Origin of the sequence: Pseudomonas sp. UMAB-40, from assembly GCF_900095275.1 — a bacterium.
GTDB lineage: Bacteria > Pseudomonadota > Gammaproteobacteria > Pseudomonadales > Pseudomonadaceae > Aquipseudomonas > Aquipseudomonas mandelii_B.
This window is the reverse complement of the sequence record NZ_LT607558.1, coordinates 111731-129612: the sequence shown is the minus strand read 5'-3', so window position 1 is coordinate 129612 and position 17882 is coordinate 111731. Positions and strand designations below refer to the sequence as shown.

22 protein-coding genes and 1 pseudogene are annotated in these 17882 nt (G+C 57.8%); 12 read left to right on the top strand and 11 right to left on the bottom strand.

Going from position 1 to position 17882, the window contains the following annotated elements; all coding sequences use genetic code 11:
* The coding region (locus K0F88_RS13215; protein WP_374039716.1) for an ABC transporter permease at positions 1–1753 on the bottom strand (1753 nt) is incomplete at its 3' end.
* The gene (locus K0F88_RS13210) at positions 1753–2436 is read right to left on the bottom strand and encodes an ABC transporter ATP-binding protein (protein WP_109633656.1); all 684 of its coding nucleotides are present in this window, start codon (positions 2434–2436) and stop codon (positions 1753–1755) included. The genes K0F88_RS13215 and K0F88_RS13210, both read right to left, overlap by 1 nt.
* A gap of 10 nt (positions 2437–2446) precedes the next feature.
* Between K0F88_RS13210 and K0F88_RS13205 the strand changes: the two genes are divergently transcribed.
* Positions 2447–3052 carry an arylesterase gene (locus K0F88_RS13205; RefSeq protein ID WP_219095325.1) on the top strand — a complete coding sequence of 202 codons (606 nt, stop codon included), beginning with the start codon at positions 2447–2449 and terminating at the stop codon, positions 3050–3052.
* 86 nt (positions 3053–3138) lie between these two features.
* Here K0F88_RS13205 and hxsC read toward each other — a convergent pair whose 3' ends face one another.
* The 4 genes from hxsC to hxsA2 are packed head-to-tail and all read right to left on the bottom strand — an operon-like array spanning position 3139 to position 6334.
* Positions 3139–4302 carry a His-Xaa-Ser system radical SAM maturase HxsC gene (gene hxsC / locus K0F88_RS13200; protein ID WP_219095324.1) on the bottom strand — a complete coding sequence of 388 codons (1164 nt, stop codon included), beginning with the start codon at positions 4300–4302 and terminating at the stop codon, positions 3139–3141.
* On the bottom strand, positions 4296–5753 hold the full coding sequence (gene hxsB, locus K0F88_RS13195; protein WP_219095323.1) for a His-Xaa-Ser system radical SAM maturase HxsB: 1458 nt from the start codon (positions 5751–5753) through the stop codon (positions 4296–4298). Before hxsB ends, hxsC begins: the two co-directional genes overlap by 7 nt.
* Entirely contained in the window at positions 5746–6048 is a 303-nt protein-coding gene (hxsD, locus tag K0F88_RS13190; protein WP_219095322.1) for a His-Xaa-Ser system protein HxsD, read from the bottom strand. Before hxsD ends, hxsB begins: the two co-directional genes overlap by 8 nt.
* 1 nt (position 6049) lies before the next feature.
* On the bottom strand, positions 6050–6334 hold the full coding sequence (gene hxsA2 / locus K0F88_RS32970; RefSeq protein WP_219095321.1) for a His-Xaa-Ser repeat protein HxsA2: 285 nt from the start codon (positions 6332–6334) through the stop codon (positions 6050–6052).
* 133 nt (positions 6335–6467) lie between these two features.
* Here hxsA2 and K0F88_RS13180 point away from each other — a divergent pair.
* The 3 genes and pseudogenes from K0F88_RS13180 to K0F88_RS13170 form a co-directional block, all read left to right on the top strand.
* A pseudogene (locus K0F88_RS13180) lies at positions 6468–6617 on the top strand (arylesterase); the annotation flags it as partial.
* Between the two features lie 80 nt (positions 6618–6697).
* Positions 6698–6991, top strand: a complete 294-nt coding sequence (locus K0F88_RS13175) for a hypothetical protein (RefSeq protein ID WP_003226812.1) — start codon at positions 6698–6700, stop codon at positions 6989–6991.
* Between the two features lie 102 nt (positions 6992–7093).
* Positions 7094–8065, top strand: a complete 972-nt coding sequence (locus K0F88_RS13170; RefSeq protein WP_219095320.1) for a L,D-transpeptidase family protein — start codon at positions 7094–7096, stop codon at positions 8063–8065.
* Positions 8066–8187: 122 nt separating this feature from the next.
* Here K0F88_RS13170 and oprI read toward each other — a convergent pair whose 3' ends face one another.
* Entirely contained in the window at positions 8188–8439 is a 252-nt protein-coding gene (oprI, locus tag K0F88_RS13165) for an outer membrane lipoprotei OprI (RefSeq protein ID WP_003172710.1), read from the bottom strand.
* Between the two features lie 641 nt (positions 8440–9080).
* Between oprI and K0F88_RS13160 the strand changes: the two genes are divergently transcribed.
* A complete protein-coding gene (locus K0F88_RS13160; RefSeq protein ID WP_109633645.1) occupies positions 9081–9368 on the top strand; it encodes a GNAT family N-acetyltransferase in 288 nt (95 codons plus the stop codon).
* 67 nt (positions 9369–9435) lie between these two features.
* On the opposite strand, the gene K0F88_RS13155 is transcribed toward K0F88_RS13160, so the two are convergent.
* Entirely contained in the window at positions 9436–10512 is a 1077-nt protein-coding gene (locus K0F88_RS13155; protein WP_219095319.1) for a 3-deoxy-7-phosphoheptulonate synthase, read from the bottom strand.
* A gap of 161 nt (positions 10513–10673) precedes the next feature.
* Complete coding sequence (locus K0F88_RS13150) at positions 10674–11117, bottom strand: PilZ domain-containing protein (RefSeq protein WP_094468378.1); 444 nt, start codon at positions 11115–11117, stop codon at positions 10674–10676.
* Between K0F88_RS13150 and K0F88_RS13145 the strand changes: the two genes are divergently transcribed.
* From K0F88_RS13145 to cysB, 5 genes are all read left to right on the top strand, one after another.
* Positions 11116–11502, top strand: a complete 387-nt coding sequence (locus tag K0F88_RS13145; protein ID WP_094468377.1) for a co-chaperone YbbN — start codon at positions 11116–11118, stop codon at positions 11500–11502. The two genes, K0F88_RS13150 and K0F88_RS13145, sit on opposite strands and share 2 nt — an antisense overlap.
* Entirely contained in the window at positions 11499–12455 is a 957-nt protein-coding gene (locus K0F88_RS13140; protein ID WP_219095318.1) for a putative 2-dehydropantoate 2-reductase, read from the top strand. The genes K0F88_RS13145 and K0F88_RS13140 overlap by 4 nt, the downstream gene beginning before the upstream one ends.
* 25 nt (positions 12456–12480) lie before the next feature.
* Positions 12481–13386, top strand: a complete 906-nt coding sequence (locus K0F88_RS13135) for a 5'-nucleotidase (protein ID WP_219095317.1) — start codon at positions 12481–12483, stop codon at positions 13384–13386.
* A 95-nt stretch (positions 13387–13481) separates the two neighbouring features.
* Complete coding sequence (locus K0F88_RS13130; RefSeq protein ID WP_094468374.1) at positions 13482–13985, top strand: universal stress protein; 504 nt, start codon at positions 13482–13484, stop codon at positions 13983–13985.
* A gap of 114 nt (positions 13986–14099) precedes the next feature.
* Entirely contained in the window at positions 14100–15074 is a 975-nt protein-coding gene (gene cysB, locus K0F88_RS13125) for an HTH-type transcriptional regulator CysB (RefSeq protein ID WP_008148549.1), read from the top strand.
* Positions 15075–15080: 6 nt separating this feature from the next.
* Here the strand turns inward: cysB and K0F88_RS13120 are convergent, their stop codons facing one another.
* Positions 15081–15563 (bottom strand): transcription elongation factor GreAB, encoded by a 483-nt coding sequence (locus tag K0F88_RS13120; RefSeq protein WP_219095316.1) that lies wholly within the window; start codon positions 15561–15563, stop codon positions 15081–15083.
* A gap of 2 nt (positions 15564–15565) precedes the next feature.
* The gene (locus K0F88_RS13115; RefSeq protein WP_219095315.1) at positions 15566–15976 is read right to left on the bottom strand and encodes a hypothetical protein; all 411 of its coding nucleotides are present in this window, start codon (positions 15974–15976) and stop codon (positions 15566–15568) included.
* 124 nt (positions 15977–16100) lie between these two features.
* Between K0F88_RS13115 and earP the strand changes: the two genes are divergently transcribed.
* Entirely contained in the window at positions 16101–17258 is a 1158-nt protein-coding gene (gene earP / locus K0F88_RS13110) for an elongation factor P maturation arginine rhamnosyltransferase EarP (protein WP_374039715.1), read from the top strand.
* A 48-nt stretch (positions 17259–17306) separates the two neighbouring features.
* The gene (locus tag K0F88_RS13105; RefSeq protein ID WP_007943632.1) at positions 17307–17876 is read left to right on the top strand and encodes an elongation factor P; all 570 of its coding nucleotides are present in this window, start codon (positions 17307–17309) and stop codon (positions 17874–17876) included.
* Positions 17877–17882: the final 6 nt, after the last annotated feature.

Genomic DNA, 17882 nt, shown 5'->3' with positions numbered 1-17882 from the left:
TGTTGCCCGCCGGCAGGTCTGCGGCCCAGGTCAGGCTCAGGTCGCGCTGGATAGCCCGGTCCCCCGCCGAATCCTTGCTGACGATTTCCTGCACCGGCTCGCCGTTGATGCTGATCAGTCGTCCCGGCACCACCGGGTACAGCGGCGCCGATTGAGCTGACAGTTCAATCAGTCGATCGGTGAAGGCCTGTTTGTCGGCGGGCAGGATGTTCAGGGCAAAATAGTTCGGCGCGTTTTTCGGCAACTGGTTCTGCCAAGTGTCCAGCAACTCGCCGCGCAACAACGCGATCAACGCCATGGACAACAGAATCAGACCGAAGGCCAGGGCTTGTCCCGCTGCCGCCAGAGGATGACGCAGCAGTTGGCCCAGCCCAAGGCGCCAGGGCAACGAGGCGCGAGCCAACATCCGGCGCAGGCTTTTGAGTAGCAGCAACAACAGGCCGCCGAGTATCACCGCGGCGATCACGCCGCCGCCGAGCAGGGCGAAGGTCAGCACCAGGTCGAGGCTCAGGCGCCACATGATCAGGCCGAGGGCACCCAGGGCAGCGCCATAGACCATCCAGGTGCTGGAAGGAATCGGCAGCATGTCTCGACGCAGTACCCGCAACGGCGGCACTCGACCGAGTGCAGCCAAGGGCGGCAGGGCAAAACCGGCCAGAGCCACCAGCCCGGTGCCGATCCCGGCGATGGCGGGAAACAGACCGCCCGGTGGTACGTCGGTCGGCAATAAATCATGCAGCAACGCGAACAATCCAAGCTGTGCGAGCCAGCCGAGGAGGGCGCCACTGAGGCTGGCGAGCAGGCCAAGTACCGTCAGCTGCAAACTGAACAGCACCATGGTTTCCCGACGTGACAGACCCAGGCAACGCAGCAATGCACTGGCGTCGAATCGGCGAGTGGCGAAGCGTGTTGCCGACAGCGCCACGGCCACGCCGGACAGCAGAACGGCGACCAGGCTGGCCATGTTCAGGTAACGTTCGGCCTTGCCCAGGGCGCCGCCAATCTGTCGATTGCCGTCGCGAGCATCCTGTATGCGCTGGTTGGCGGCCAGGCCGGGTTTGATCAGTTGACGATAGGTTTCCAGCGCCTCGGCTTTGCCGCGCCAGAGTTCGCGGTAACTGACCCGGCTGCCGGGTTGCACCACGCCGGTCGCGGCGAGGTCGCTGAGGTTGATCAGCACCCGCGGCGTGAGGCTGTAGAAGTTACCGGCACGGTCCGGTTCGTAGGTCAGGACGCGCGCCAGTTTCAGGGTGCGCAGACCGACATCGATGCTGTCGCCGATCTTCAGATCGAGCGCGGTCAGCAGTCGCGCTTCGACCCAAGCTTCGCCGGGTTTCGGTCCGCCACCGGGTTCTTCCGGGGCGAAGGGCGCCGGGGCGCTTTTCAGTTCGCCGCGCAGCGGATAAACGTCGTCGGCGGCCTTGATGCTGGACAGCTGAATGCCGTTGTCGGTGGCGATCACACTGGAGAACTCCACCACTTGAGCGTGTTCGAGTCCCAGTTCCGTGCCACTTTTGATCTGTTCCGGACGCGCGGGCGAGCTGCCTTCAAGCAACAGGTCGGCGCCGAGAAATTCGGTAGCGCGCAACATCATGGCGCCATTCAGGCGGGCACCGAAGTAACCGATGGCGGTACTCGCCGCCACGGCAACCACCAGGGCGAAGAACAACACGCGCAACTCACCGGCGCGGGCGTCGCGCAGGAGTTGGCGGATGGCAAGGCTGAACAGGCGCAACAGCGGCAGGCGTGCCATCAAGGCTCCAGAGGGGCGACCAGCAGGCCGGCTTCAAGGCGGATCAGGCGCCGGCAGCGATGTGCCAGGCGTTCGTCGTGGGTCACCAGCACCAGGGTCGTGCCGCGTTCCTGGTTGAGTTCGAACAGCAGGTCGCTGATGCGCTCGCCGGTATGGCTGTCGAGGTTGCCGGTGGGTTCGTCGGCAAACAGCACATCGGGTTCGGCGGCAAACGCACGGGCAATCGCTACGCGCTGCTGTTCGCCACCGGAGAGCTGGCGCGGCGAATGGGTCAGGCGCTGGCCCAGGCCCACGCGCTGGAGCAGTTGAGTGGCACGTTCGCGGGCATCTTTGCGGCCGTCGAGTTCCAGCGGCAGCATGACGTTTTCCAGCGCGTTGAGGCTGTCCAGCAGTTGAAACGACTGAAACACAAAACCCACATGCTCGGCCCGAATGCGCGCGCGCTGATCTTCATCGAGATTGCTCAGGCCCTGGCCGGCGAGGGTGACTTCACCGCTGCTCGGCAGGTCGAGGCCGGCGAGCAGGCCCAGGAGGGTGGATTTGCCGGAACCGGAGGCGCCAACGATGGCCAGGCTGTCGCCCTTGTTCAGTTCCAGGCTGAGTTCGTGCAGGATAGTCAGTTCACCTTCCGCGCTGGGAACCACTTTGCTGAGGTTCTTCGCGGTGAGAATGCTTGCGCCCATGGAGAATCCGATGCGTGTGTGGTTTTTGAGTGCTGGCCTGGCCTTGATGTGCATGGCCCAGAACGCAGCGGCGGGTACTGTCCTGATCGTTGGCGATAGTATCAGCGCCGGTTTCGGCCTGGATACCCGCTTGGGGTGGGTGTCGCTGCTTGAGCAACGGCTCAAGCGCGAAGGTTTCGACGATAAGGTGGTCAATGCCTCCATCAGCGGCGACACCAGTGCCGGAGGCCAGGCGCGCCTGCCTGCGCTGCTTGCAGAGCATAAGCCTGAACTGGTGATCCTCGAATTGGGCGGCAACGATGGCCTGCGCGGAATGCCCCCAGCTAATTTGCAACAAAACCTTGCGTCGATGATCGACAGCTCCAGGGACAGTGGTGCCAAGGTGCTTTTGCTCGGCATGCAACTGCCACCCAACTACGGCGTTCGTTATACCGAGGCTTTTGCGAAGGTCTACAGCGCGCTGGCCGAAGAGAAAAAAATCCCGCTGGTGCCGTTTTTTCTCGACGGCGTGGGCGGTCATCCGGACTTGATGCAAGCCGACGGATTGCACCCGGCCGCAGGCGCTCAGGACAAGTTGCTGGAAAATGTCTGGCCGACACTGAAACCGCTGCTTTGAAATAATTGCCAAGAGGATCAATACGGACGCTGATTGTCGTACATAGAACGCTTGTGACTGAAAATGCAGATTTCGACGTGAGAGGGTCAGAAAGGAGATAGCTGTTTGCTGTAGCCGAATTTGACACCCGAGGCGAAGAAGCCGCCGCACTCAGTCTGTTTTTTACAGCTCTGGCATTCGGGTGCGAACTCGTTTTTCCAATCACTGATCGATTTGCGGTAGTAGGGCAGGATGTCGGGGTTTACCAAGCAAAGCTGATGGTTGTAGACCGAAATGTTCATGCCGTACTTGGCCAGAATGCTAACGGACCTGCTAAGCGTGTCTTTGTACTCAATTGGATCAATCCATAGCTCGTCTAGATTGGCTCTGGTGAAGCCCATCATTTCAAGGCCCATCAGTGCCACTTGATCGACAAAAAGAAGATTGCGGGCGATGAACTCACACAACTCAGGAAGTCGCTGCACAGAGAGCTTGTGTATGACCACTCGGATCTCGACCTTCTGGCCCAGGCGCTTGAGGTTAAGAATGCCCTGAATGGTTTCATCGAACGCTCCTTGAGCCTGGACGATATAGTCATGCAGTGTCGGATCGTCTGAGTAGACGGGGATTCCGACCATCGCGTCAGGCAATTGAATTGCGGAATATTTTTCTGCGAACGTTGGATCTTTGAAGCTTCGACCGTTAGAAAGGATGTGAATCGCGGTTCTTGGCAGATAGCTTTTTGTCAGGCGAATGATCTTAAGAAAACGCTCTTTGTCCGTCGTAGGTTCACCTCCCGTAAACCCTAGCTCCCGGGTCTCTTTCGGGATCAACGGAATCAAGCTCTCGACCTCATCGAGTATCCATGAATCATCAGCAGCTTTAGGCGGTTGAGAACACATAAGGCAGTAGTTATTGCACTGCTCGGTCAGCAGGATGCTGTTGTTGGGTGACGTAGCCCTAAACAACACTCGAATACTCTGGCGATCAGATGAAAGCCGGATAACGTCATTGTCACCGATGTAACTGAATTCATTCGCCAGAATGGAGTAGTCAGAGCCGGCAGGCAGTCCCTCCGCCAGCTTCTGATATTGCTCAGTCAGTAAATAGTGGGCAAAACCTGTGGGTATCTGGTGATCGGAAATCAGATACGCCATTTCCCGTCGCAGGATTTCAGGCAGGTTCCGATTGGTGGAAACCTTGATCAGGGTGAGGGCCCTGTAAACATTGACCGCGTGGATACGGACAACCTTCCCACTGAGCTTCAGCATCGATTGGCCCACCCCATAAAAATCCGTTTCGTATGTTCGTCGCGTCCCATCAGTTCAATGAGATGCTTAAAAATCGCCATGTTGCGCTTGCAGAACGAGGATTCGGGTTTTCTCGCTACCAGATCCTTGTGCATGGCGTGGTGGTAGACAGGTTCGGCACCACAGTAAGGCTCAAACGCACAGTCGGAGCACATAGGGGCGCTCAAGGTGAAGGAATTTTCCAGTGCGTCCAGAAGCTGATCGGAGAGAATGATCTCCTCATAGGAATGCTCAAGAACGTTGCCCAGTCTGAACGTATGATCGCCCATCTCGGCAAGCATCCGGCTTTCATCTGAGGCATAGACGGCTCCATCGTAATTGAACACGATGGCGGCTATACCTGCGCCAGCGGGGTTCATCAAATCAACAAAGCCAGGATCCCCAGAGGTCAGCATTTTTGTCAGTACGAGAGAGGAGTATTGCTCGACAAATCGTATGCCGGACTTGTTCAGTTCAATGATGTAATCAAGACCTTCCTTGTAAAATTCCAACCAGCGCTCAGTGTCATACGTCATGAATTTTTTGGTCTTGATTGCGAAGCCGTATGGAGAAAGAGTGCGGAGGAAAATTCCGTCAAAGCCCAAACGCAAGTACTCATCGATGATGTCACGGGCTCGCGGAAGGCTCTTATCAGTAGTCGTCATTAGAGCCGACACTTGGTCGTAGCCAAGAGCTGCGCGGGCCTTTTTCAGTCCTTCTTCGAAACGCTGATGACTGTCTCGTCCAGGTCTTGGGCGGTTCGCATTATGAAGGTCCATTGGCCCGTCGAGTGAGGAAGAAAGTACGACGTTGTGCTGCTTGCAGAAGTCGAGTACGTCATCAGTCAGAAGCGACAGCGTGGTTGCGATGACGAACTGAAGATCGCGACCTTCTTTAAGATTGCGTTTTTTAGCCTCAAGAACGATGTACTCCACCATCTCAAAGTTCAGCAGTGGCTCACCACCCTGAAATTCTATTTTGATGGCTGGGTTGGGGGATCTGAAAACGAAATCAAGCGACTTTTCAGCCATCTCTCGCGTCATGTCGAATTCCCCTTTACTCTCCGATTGCCTTGATACCTGGCAATACGGGCAGCTATGGTCGCAGCGAAGGGTCACGACAAAGATGTGCAGATTGGTGAACTGGGCTAGTCGGGACAAGCGTGTGCGAATTTTGAGTGCCAAAAGCTGAAGTGGCGCCTGCTCGTTGGCGAATCGGATGAACTGCTTCGACCGGAGCGCAGGGATCAGCTCTGATGTGATCGCAAGCGTTTTGCTGATCAGCGGTTCGAGCATTGGTATTGGTATGACGTGATACTCGCCTGCCATATTGGTGATGACGTACTTGTCGTCATTCAGGCGATCAAATTTGAAAGGCAGCAATTCGTAGGGGCGTTGCTCTACATAAAATTCCAGCTTATGGAATTTACTCACTGATCAGTCCGGTTTTTGAGAAGGCCAGCCCAAGGATCAGATTCCTGATCGGTAGGGTCTCAGCGTTCAGCTTGTGACGCAGCTGGTAGTCGAGGACATCCTTCTTGAATTCTTGAACAGCTGAGAGAAACGCAGGTTCATCTATGCCGATATTCGAGGATAAGGCGCAGATAAATTTTCCATCAGCGCATGTGATATCAGCTGTCAGTGAATTCATCGAGCGGTAAGCGGCTTTTTGCAAAACCTGTCCGTCATAAAGCCGCTCATCAAACGCGAGCCTAGCCGTAAATTCCATTTCAGGAGCCCGAGTGGTGGGAGCTATGTGAGCTGTGCGAAGCGTGGGAGCTATGAGAGCTGTGGTAAGCCATGAACTGACCTTGATCTCCACGTTTCAAGACAAACGTAAATAGATCATTGCCGCCGCGAGTCGAAATGTTTTCGTTCTGAGGAGCCGATTGGAGTGAGATTGTGGTGTCGGTGCTGGGCTCGACAGCCTCGTGGGTGACTAAAGCCGAAGCCTGCTCCGTAGCTACGGCTGCTGCCAGAGTTGCCATTGGTACCAAAAAGGAACGCTTTTTCATTACTGGATTTCCTTATCATTGGTGAGGTTATGCAGCGAGTCTCGCTGGCGTTCGGCGGTGATGTCAATGTGGAATTAGCGTTGGAACGATTATCCATCTCTTAAATCCGACAGACGTAGCAAGGCCGCCAAATTTCGAGGCGTACAGAAGCCTCGCCAACGAGAAAAACATCCCGCTGGTGCCGTTTTTTCTCGACGGCGTGGGCGGTCATCCGGACTTGATGCAAGCCGACGGATTGCACCCGGCCGCAGGCGCTCAGGACAAGTTGCTGGAAAATGTCTAGCCGACACTGAAACCGCTGCTTTGACGCTTTTCTAGTGGCGGTGTTTCGGCTAAGGTGGCGCCCCCGATTTGGAGCCCCCGATGCCGCGTCCTGCCTGGTCCCTTTTTGCCTACCAACTGATCGAGCCTGACGAACAGCTGGATCTGTTCGCCTGCCAGGAAGTGCGGGTGCATCTGGTGACCCGTCAGTTGGAGCTGGGCGGCTCGGCCGATCGAACCTTGTGCGGCAGTCTGCTGCCCGCGCAACCGCGCTGGTCGAGTGTCGACCGCCGGGTGTTCCAGGATCAGCGCCTGTGCTCGCTGTGCCGGGCCATCCTCGAATCGCAGAAACGCGGCACCTCGCCGATCTGGCCGGAACTGCGGTTCGAGCTTTAGAAGCCGATAGATTGCTTGCTATCGGTCAACTCCCCGATTTTCCAGATGCCGGTGTACAATCGCGTTTTTATACCCTTGTCGATCATGCGAAGGATTTTCCGGATGTTGCCGCGTTTTCCTGCCGTCACCCGCTGCCTGTCTCTCGCCGCCCTTTGTGTGGCGGGCCCCGTAGCCGCATTGGAGCTGCCCCTGCCACCGCCCGGTGAAGACATCGTCGGCCAGGTGCAAGTGATCAAGGCCAAGTACGAAGACACCTTCGCCGACCTTGGTACCACCTACGATCTGGGCTATTCGGAGATGGTTGCGGCCAACCCTGGCGTCGATCCATGGTTGCCGGGCGCCGGCACCGAGATCGTCCTGCCGACGCGCTTCATCCTGCCGCCGGGCCCGCGTGAAGGCATCGTCATCAACTTGGCTGAATACCGCCTCTACTACTACCCGAAAGGCCGGAACGTGGTGTACACCTTCCCGCTGGGCATCGGCCGTGAAGGCTGGGGCTCGCCGATTGCCCACACCAGCATCATCGCCAAGACGCCGAACCCGACCTGGACCCCTCCAGCGTCGATCAAGGCCGAGCACGCCGCTGACGGCGATCCGCTGCCGAACGTCGTGCCGGCAGGCCCGGATAACCCGCTGGGGCCGTTCAAGTTCACCCTTGGGACGCCGGGCTACCTGATCCACGGTTCGAACAAGAAGTTCGGCATCGGCATGCGCACCAGCCACGGCTGCTTCCGCATGTTCAACAACAACGTGCTGGAAATGGCGGGCATGGTGCCGGTCGGTACGTCGGTACGCATCCTCAGCGATCCGTACAAGTTCGGTGTCAGTGGTGGCAAGGTGTATCTGGAAGCGCACACGCCGCTGGACGACAAGGGCAACCCTTCTGTGGTCGACAAACACACGGCGGTGATCAACGCGATGCTCAAGCGTGAGGACATCACCAATAACCTGCGCATGAACTGGGATGTGGTCCGCGACGTGGTGGCCGCTGAAGATGGCCTGCCGGTGGAAATCGGAGTGCCGAACACTTCCGCACCGATGGTGACGAGTGCACCGATCGACCCGCTGCAGTAAAGCCTGAAAAGAACCCGCCGAAGCAGGTTGCCTCGGCGGGTTTTTTATTGCCGAAAGGAAACACCGGGCAAAAAAAAGCCGACCCATAAATGGGTCGGCTTGATAACAATCCCGAAGGACTATTACTTGCGGCTAGCTTTTTCCAGCATGCGCAGAGCACGCTCGTTAGCTTCGTCAGCAGTCTGTTGTGCTTTTTGAGCAGCAGCCAGAGCTTCATCAGCTTTACGGTAAGCTTCGTCTGCACGAGCCTGGGAGCGAGCTGCTGCGTCTTCAGTAGCAGTCAGACGTGCTTCGGTTTCTTTCGATACGCTGCTGCAACCGGTAGCCAGAACTGCGGCCAGAGCCAGAGCAGAGAATTTCAGAACGTTGTTCATCGTGTTCCCCTTCAAGGACTTTCTATTAAGTAGCTGTCTCCTCAGAGTGAGGAAATAGCCGGCGTACATACTACCCATTACTTCTAGTAAGTAAACTGACGTGTAGCAAGAAGCAAAAAAAATTGTAGGCGTTGATTCTTTTTCGAGCAACTTTTAACTGCATTGTTTAAAAAATATCCAGCTGGGAGGCCCGAGATGAGCGAGCCGCCGAAAAAAAGTTCCGTGCACTCAGCGCTGTTTTTCTCATTCTTGGCTAAAGTCTGTCTATATGGATTCGTCCATACTTTTGTTCAGATTTTGCGCCGTGGCTCTCATAATCTTTATCCATCTTGATGGTGACTTTAAGAGCGCGCGTTCGTCTTAAGTCTCAACATCCGGCAATGTTCAGGCTATCGACCCGCGGATATCTCCGTTCGAGCCGTCCCTGCGTCACCCGGAGCAGCACCCGCCACTGAGCGCGATGACGAGCGTACCTTGAGCATTTCTGCCAATGGTGCCTACTATTTGATACGTGCTCGGTTGCGCGAGATCGGTGCAGCTCTTCTCGGCGTCCATTCAGGCACGGGGTGGCGTAGATGTTCCTTCGCCGGAAAAACATCGGTAAGGTAGGGGTCAGAATTCAAGACCCGCGAGGAGTAGTGATGAGCGAGGCGTTGTCCATCCACCATGACCAGGCTGGTCATCAGTTCGAGACCAGTGTGGACGGTCATCGTGCCTACCTGACCTATATGGACCTGGGGAAACAGACCCTGGATATCTATCGCACCTTCGTGCCCAACGCATTGCGGGGTCGCGGCATCGCGGCCGCATTGACCGAACAGGCGCTGCAGTACGCTGAAGAAATGGGTTACACCGTCATTCCATCGTGCTCTTACGTCGAGCGCTACATGGAGCGCCACCAGCGGCATGCCGCCAAGCTGAGCCAGTAACCTCAAAATACGAACACAAAAAAAACGCCGGGTTTAGCCCGGCGTTTTTGTGTGCGGCGAAACGTGATCAGTTACGAGCGCGTTTAGGCAGCACATCCTTGAGCTTGGCGTGCATGCTGCGCAAGGTGTTTTCGGTAGCGGACCAATCGATGCAGGCATCGGTGATCGACACGCCGTATTGCAGGTCGGCGAGGTCTTTCGGGATGGCCTGGCAACCCCAGTTCAGGTGACTTTCGACCATCAGGCCGATGATCGATTGGTTGCCTTCGAGGATCTGGTTGGCGACGTTCTCCATCACCAGCGGTTGCAGGGCCGGGTCCTTGTTGGAGTTGGCGTGGCTGCAATCGACCATGATGTTCGGCTTGATCTTCGCCTTGTTCAGCGCTTGCTCGCAGAGCGCGACGCTGACCGAATCATAGTTCGGCTTGCCGTTGCCACCGCGCAGGACCACGTGACCGTAGGCGTTGCCCTTGGTGGTGACGATCGACACGCCACCTTCCTGGTTGATGCCCAGGAAACGGTGCGGGCTGGAAACCGACTGCAGGGCGTTGATCGCCACGGTCAGGCCGCCATCGGTGCCATTCTTGAAGCCGACAGCCGAAGACAGGCCGGAAGCCATTTCACGGTGAGTCTGGGATTCGGTGGTGCGCGCGCCGATGGCCGACCAGCTGATCAGGTCCTGCAAGTATTGCGGGGAGATCGGGTCGAGGGCTTCGGTAGCGGTTGGCAGGCCCATCTCGGCCAGGTCCAGCAACAATTTACGACCGATGTGCAGACCGTCCTGAATCTTGAACGAGTCATCCAGGTACGGGTCGTTGATCAAGCCTTTCCAGCCGACGGTGGTGCGTGGCTTCTCGAAATACACGCGCATGACCAGATACAGCGTATCGGACACTTCTGCGGCGAGCTCTTTCAGGCGCTCGGCGTATTCGTGGGCCGCCTTGATGTCGTGGATCGAGCAAGGCCCGATCACGACGAACAGACGGTGGTCGGTGCCATCAAGAATGTTGCGAATGACTTCGCGGCCCTTGGTGACGGTGCGCAGGGCAGCGTCGCTCAGAGGAATATCACGCTTGAGCTGATCGGGAGTGATCAGGGTCTCGTTGGAGGCGACGTTTAGGTCGTTGATCGGTAAATCAGCCATCGTTTACTCGTCAGGTCACGGGTGCCGGCCGCCAGCGAACCCGCGCGGCGGAGCACAGCAAATTAAGCGCGTCGGGGAGCCGAACCTTAGCGCGTTAAGCGCCTGCTCGACAATGGGCAGACACCGGTTTTGGGGGCTTTCTCACTAATTGAGAACGTCGCCTAACCCAGCGCAGGCTGTGCAAATGCCTTGCTAACCGTGTCGTGAGAGAACTCGTCGGCATGCTGTTGGACCCAGTCAAGGGCCAAGGCCTGAATATCTTGCAGGTCTTCGTGTGCGTCACGCAGGCGGCAATAACGTTCGATCTGGCAAACCTGCTCGCCCATTCGCGCACTGAACAGCATTTGTTCGTCGACGAAGGCAATGCCCACCAGGTAACCGCGCTTGCGTCGCAGGCACCAGGCCACATAGCCCAGATAGCGCAAATCGGGATTCAAGGTTGGCATGCGCACTTCCAGCGCCGTACCGTGGCGCCAGGCACGGTGGTAATTGCAAGCCATGCCGCCGAGGCTGATAGTGTGCAGCCGTTGCCGCGAAATGCACTCATGCTTGAGCAACGTTAACTCGACGGGCACATCGTCAGGGTGAGGTAAAAAACGTCCCATGAACACAAACTCCATGTGTCGGCCATTTGACATTGTTTCCCCCAGTATAGTGGTCGAATTGGAACTGACCGATTTCGACGCCGACCAACGGCTGCTGGCGATGGGCGGTGTATCGCTGGTGATTTTCACCAGTGTCGGCTGCGCCAGTTGCCGTTTTGCCCGCGAGCAACTGCCGGGACTCGATCTGGCGATCAACCGGCTGTGCTGGATCGATGCCGGGGACAATGGCGGGCTGGTCGAGCGTTATCAGGTTTTTCATTTGCCGGCGCTGTTTGTGGTGCGCGACGGCGAGTTCTTCGGGGCAGTACAGTCGCGCCTGACCAGCACCGGGCTCAATGAAGCCGTGCGTCAGGCGCTCAGTCGACATGCAGAGGAGTTGCCATGATGGGGGCCGTTGCCAAACCGACCATCGGTATTATCGGAACCGGCGCGATCGGCGGGTTCTACGGGGTGATGCTGGCGCGTGCCGGGTTCGATGTGCACTTCTTGTTGCGCAGTGAGTTTGCAGCGGTCGCCGAACACGGGCTGCAAGTCAACAGTGCGGTGCATGGCGCATTGACGCTGAACCCGGTCCAGGCCTATTCGTCCGCTGAGGACATGCCCGCCTGTGACTGGTTGCTGGTCGGCGCCAAAACCACCAGCAACGCGGACCTGGCGCCTGCCATCATCCAGGCCGCCGCACCGAATGCCAACGTCCTGCTGTTGCAAAATGGGCTAGACGTCGAAGACAGCTTGCGGGAGTTACTTCCCGATTCCCTGCACCTGCTCGGCGGACTGTGTTTTATCTGCGTCCATCGCGAAGGGCCTGGTGTCATAACCCATCAAGCACTCGGCGCGGTAAACGTCGGCTACCACAGCGGTCCCGCAGCCGATGAGCAGGCGCGAATGACGATTGTCGAGGAGGGCGCCGGACTGTTCCGCGCGGCCGGCATCGACTCCCAGGCCATGCCGAACCTGCACCAGGCACGCTGGCAAAAACTGGTCTGGAATATCCCTTACAACGGCCTCTCGGTTCTGCTCGGCGCCAGCACCACGCCGTTAATGGCCGATGTCGACAGCCGGGAACTGATCCAGGCGCTGATGGCCGAAGTGGTTCAGGGAGCCCTCGCCTGCGGTCACGACATACCGGCCGGGTATGCCGAACATCTGTTCAAGGTGACCGAGAAAATGCCCGACTATTGGCCGAGCATGTACCACGATTTTTTGCACAAACGACCGCTGGAACTGCAGGCTATTTACGCGCGTCCTCTGGCGGTGGCCAAGGCGGCGGGGTGCGAATTGCCGCGAATCGAAGCCTTGTATCACAGCTTGAGTTTTATCGATCGGCGCAACACGTAAGCCGATCAACCTGAGGGGGAAGGGCATGGCAAAGACTATCGACGACAAACTGGTGCTGGCGATTTCGTCGCGAGCGCTGTTCGACCTGGGCGAAAGCCACAAGGTTTATGAGTCGAGCGGCGTCGAAGCCTACCGGCAATATCAGATTGAACACGAAGACGAAATCCTCGCGCCCGGTGATGCGTTTCCGTTGGTGGAGAAACTCCTCAATCTGAACGCCAGCCTCGGTCGGGCCCGGGTCGAGGTGATCCTGGTGTCGCGCAACAGCGCCGACACCGGCCTGCGGGTATTCAACTCGATTGATCATTATGGCCTGGCGATTTCCCGCGCGGCGTTCGTTGGCGGGCGCAGTCCTTATCCGTACCTCAAGGCCTTTGGCTGCGACCTGTTTCTCTCCACCCATGCCGAAGATGTACGCAGCGCGCTGGACGCCGGGTTCGCTGCGGCGACCATTTTGTCGGGGGGGGCCAGCCGTGCGGCCAGCGATGAGCTGCGCATCGCCTTCGACGGTGATGCCGTGCTGTTTTCCGACGAGTCTGAGCGGATCTATCAATCCGGTGGCCTGGAAGCATTTCAGGCCAGCGAGCGCGAATCAGCCCGCGAGCCTTTGCGCGGTGGGCCGTTCAAAGGCTTCCTCGCGGCCCTCAATCTGTTGCAGCGCGAGTTTCCCGATGACGCCTGTCCGATCCGCACTGCCCTGGTGACGGCGCGGTCGGCGCCAGCCCATGAGCGGGTGATCCGCACCTTGCGCGAGTGGGACATTCGTCTGGACGAGTCGCTGTTTCTCGGCGGCTTGACCAAATCGGCGTTTCTCGAAGCGTTTGCCGCTGACGTGTTTTTTGACGATCAGGCCGGCCACTGTGAACTGGCTCGCGAAGTGGTCGCCACCGGCCACGTGCCCCATGGCATAAGCAACGAGCAAAAAGTTTAAGCCCGCCGTTCAACGCGTTACGCCGAACGTCGTACTCGCCAAGGCACTGCTAAGCTGAATCAAATCTCCGCCATGTTGGTACGCGAGGAGGTCATATGATTCATTCGATGCTGTATGCCACGGACCTCGGGCTGTATGCACCGTTGGTGATGCAGCATGCCTTGGCGCTGGCGCGGACATTCAATGCCGACTTGTATGTGGTGCACGCCGTTGAGCCCATGGGGTTGTTTGCCGAATCAGTGCTGCAGAGTTACCTCGATGAGCAGGCCTTGAACGAGTTTCACAGTCAGGGCCTGAGCACGGTGATCGCCAATATCGAGCAGCGGGTGCTCGACAGCTTTCGTGAAGAGTTGGGGGATGAAGGGGAGCAGGATCTGGAGCGGATCAAAGCGGTGCGGGTGCTGCAGGGTGACCCGTCGCAGGTGATTCTTGACCAGGCGCAGAAACTCTCCGTGGATTTGTTGATCGTAGGTAGTCATAGCCATGGCGCAGGTGCGGAAACACCTTTGGGTCGCACCGCTGCGCGGGTGTTGCAACTGTCTCGGGTGCCGGTTTACCTGGTGCCGCTGGTGGAACGTCGTCGCCAAGGGGATCGTTAGGGCAAGAATAGTGGCAATTTGACAAAAAAGTTCTAGATTTATTCTTCGAACCATTAATATAGTTATATACCGTCGCTGATGCCCGTGGCGTCTACCTTGCTTTGAGGGATTCATATGAAGCTTCAACAATTGCGCTACATCTGGGAAGTGGCGCACCACGACCTCAACGTTTCCGCTACAGCCCAAAGCCTTTACACCTCGCAACCGGGCATCAGCAAGCAGATCCGTCTGCTGGAAGACGAATTGGGCGTCGAGGTTTTTGCCCGCAGCGGCAAGCACCTGACCCGCGTCACTCCAGCCGGCGAGCGCATCATTACCACCGCTGGCGAAATCCTGCGCAAGGTTGAAAGCATCAAGCAGATCGCCCAGGAATTCTCCAACGAGAAGAAAGGCACCCTGTCGATCGCCACCACGCACACTCAGGCACGTTATGCCTTGCCGCCGGTGATCAGCAATTTCATCAAGCAGTACCCGGACGTTGCCCTGCACATGCACCAGGGTTCGCCGATGCAAATCGCCGAAATGGCCGCTGACGGCACTGTGGATTTCGCCATTGCCACCGAAGCCCTGGAACTGTTCGGTGACTTGGTGATGATGCCGTGCTACCGCTGGAACCGCTGCGTGGTCGTGCCTCAGGGCCACCCGCTGACCAAGCTGTCGAAGCTGACCCTGGAAGCCCTGGCCGAATACCCGATCGTGACTTACGTGTTCGGTTTTACCGGCCGTTCGAAACTCGACGAAGCGTTCAGCCATCGCGGCCTGACGCCGAAAGTGGTGTTCACCGCCGCCGACGCCGACGTGATCAAGACTTATGTTCGTCTGGGCCTGGGCGTGGGCATCGTGGCGAAAATGGCAGTCGATGCCAAACTCGACAGCGACCTGGTCATGCTCGATGCCAGCGACTTGTTCGAATCCAGCATCACCAAAATCGGCTTCCGTCGTGGCACCTTCCTGCGTGGTTTCATGTGCGACTTCATCGAGAAGTTTGCACCGCACCTGACCCGCGAAGTCATGGCCAAGGCCATTCAGTGCCACAACAAGCAGGAACTGGAAGAGCTGTTCGACGGCGTCGAACTGCCGGTCCACTGATCCTTATTAAATGACCTCGGTGACAGCAAACTGTTGCCGAGCGCCCGCCACCAGAATCTCCACTTCGTCCCCTTCGAACTTGCCCAGCAGGCTTTTGCCCAGCGGTGAACGAGGGGTGATGACGGTGATCATTTGCCCCACCATGTCGACTTTCAGACCCGCCGCGTCCGGGGCCAGAAACAGCCACTGCTCACGACCTTTTTCGTCTGCCAGGCCCAGCAGGGCGCCGACTTCGATCCCGCGTTGTTCGTCATAAGGACGCAGGGGCAGGTTCTGGCACAGCGTCAGTGACTGCCTGATTTCTTCCACGCGTTTGGCCTGTCCGGCCGCCAGATAAGACGCCTCCAGGCCCAGGGTGTCGTACTTGTTTTCGGCGATGTTTTCTTCGTGGGTCGCGGTTTCGTAAGCGGTCTGCGCGGCACGCTCGGCGATGTCGAGATCGATCCGAAGCTTGTCGATAATCAACTGGTGGACGGTTTGCTTATTCATGATCAGTCGCAGAATTGCAGGACGTTGGCGCGGCTTTTTTCGCTGGGCGCGGTCTGGTCCTGTTGCAGCCAGAACTGGCATTTCGGATTGGACAGATTGCGGCGGGTGCTGCGGGCCTGATCCATGCGTTGCTGCTGCTCGTTTTTGCGCAGGTTCTCTTCGTACTGTTCGAACAGCGGGCTCTGCGGCGGGATGTCCGGCACCGGTTGCACCACCACCGGCGGCTTGGCCAGTTGCTCCACCGCGGCGGCGACGGGCGCGAGTTGCTCGCTGAACAGCAGGCGCGAGGCGAGCCAGCAAGTCAGCGCTATTGCGAGGAATCCAAGCCACAGACCGAGGGCAATGCTGCCGGTCAATTGCAGCGCATTGAGCTGAATCGGCAACGGACGGCGAGGGGTGGGACGGTAGGGCATGGCTGCCTCCTGGCGGGTGGTCGCGGGGGAGTGGCGATTGTCGCACGAAGATTAATCGCCGTCGGCTCTTCTGCGCGAGGTAATTTATGCGGACAATCGGCGCCTTTGCCAATGGGAGCCTGGAATGCCTGTGATGCCTCAAATGAAAAACCGCTGGCGCTGGGATATTTTTTGCACTGTGGTCGACAACTTTGGCGACATCGGCGTGACCTGGCGCCTGGCCCGACAGCTGGTGGCCGAACATGCCGTGACGGTGCGCTTGTGGGTCGATGACCTGCGGGCCTTCGAACGTATCTGTCCTGAAGTCGACATCAGCGCCGCGCAGCAATGGCAGCAGGGTGTCGAAGTACGTCAGTGGTCCGCTGAATGGCAACCTGCTGAAGCCGCCGATGTCGTGATCGCCGCGTTCGCCTGCCAGTTGCCGAGCGCCTACATGGACGCCATGGCCTCGCGGGAAAAGCCGCCGCTGTGGATGAACCTCGACTATCTGAGCGCCGAAGACTGGGTGGTCGGTTGTCACGGTTTGCCGTCGGTGAAGTACAAGACTGTGCAGAAGTACTTCTTCTTCCCGGGGTTCCAAAAAGGCACGGGAGGCTTGCTGCGTGAAAGCGGTTTGCTTGAACGGCGCAGGCAGTTTCAGCAAAGCCCCGAGGCACAGCGAGCATTCCTGCAAGGCCTGGGGATTGATCGCACACCGAACGCCCAACTGATCTCACTGTTCGCGTATGAAAACAGTGGCTTGGCCAATTGGCTGGACACGATGGCCGCCGATTCGATACCCACGCATCTGCTGGTGCCCGAAGGCCGGATTCTAGGGGATGTAGAGCGTTGGCTTGGTGTCGATCAGCTGGCTGCCGGCGCAGTGCATGTGCGCGGAGAGTTGACCGTGCAAGTGTTGCCGTTCGTCCGACAGGATCAATACGACCACCTGCTCTGGTGCTGCGATTTCAACGCCGTGCGCGGCGAAGATTCCTTTGTCCGCGCGCAATGGGCAGGGCGGCCGCTGCTCTGGCACATCTATCAGCAGGACGAAGACATCCACCTGGACAAGCTCGACGCCTTCCTGACTCTTTACACGAAAGGCCTGTCCGAGCCTGCCCGCGAGGCGATCAGCGGTCTTTGGCGTGCGTGGAATGCAGACCTTGATATGTCCGACCACTGGCTGACTACCCGTAAACACTGGCCGGAGCTGCAAAAACACGCCGAGGCGTGGTGTCTGGAACAGGCCTTGCAGGCCGATCTTGCCGCAGCGCTGGTACAGTTTTACCTAAATTGGATATGATACGCGGCCTAGATTTTTGTAAATCCCATCCAAATTCGGATATTCGCAATGAAAACTGGTAAAGAACTGAAACCCGGTACCGTGATCCGTCTCGAAAACGATCCTTGGCTGGTTCAGAAAGCTGAATTCACCAAGTCGGGTCGTAACAGCGCGATCATGAAGACCAAGCTGAAAAACCTGCTGACCGGTTACAAGACCGAGATCGTTTACAGCGCTGACGACAAACTGGACGACGTAATCCTCGACCGCAAAGAAGCGACCCTGTCGTTCATCAGCGGCGACACCTACACGTTCATGGACACCACCGACTACACCATGTACGAGCTGAACGCTGAAGACATCGAAGCCGTTCTGCCTTTCGTTGAAGAAGGCATGACCGATGTTTGCGAAGCGATCTTCTTCGAAGAGCGTCTGGTTTCCGTAGAACTGCCGACCACCATCGTGCGTCAGGTTGACTACACCGAAGGTTCCGCTCGCGGCGACACTTCCGGCAAGGTGATGAAGCCTGCCAAACTGAAGAACGGTACCGAGCTGTCGGTTGCTGACTTCATCGAAATCGGCGACATGATCGAAATCGATACCCGCGAAGGCGGTTCCTACAAAGGCCGTGCTAAATAAGCACTG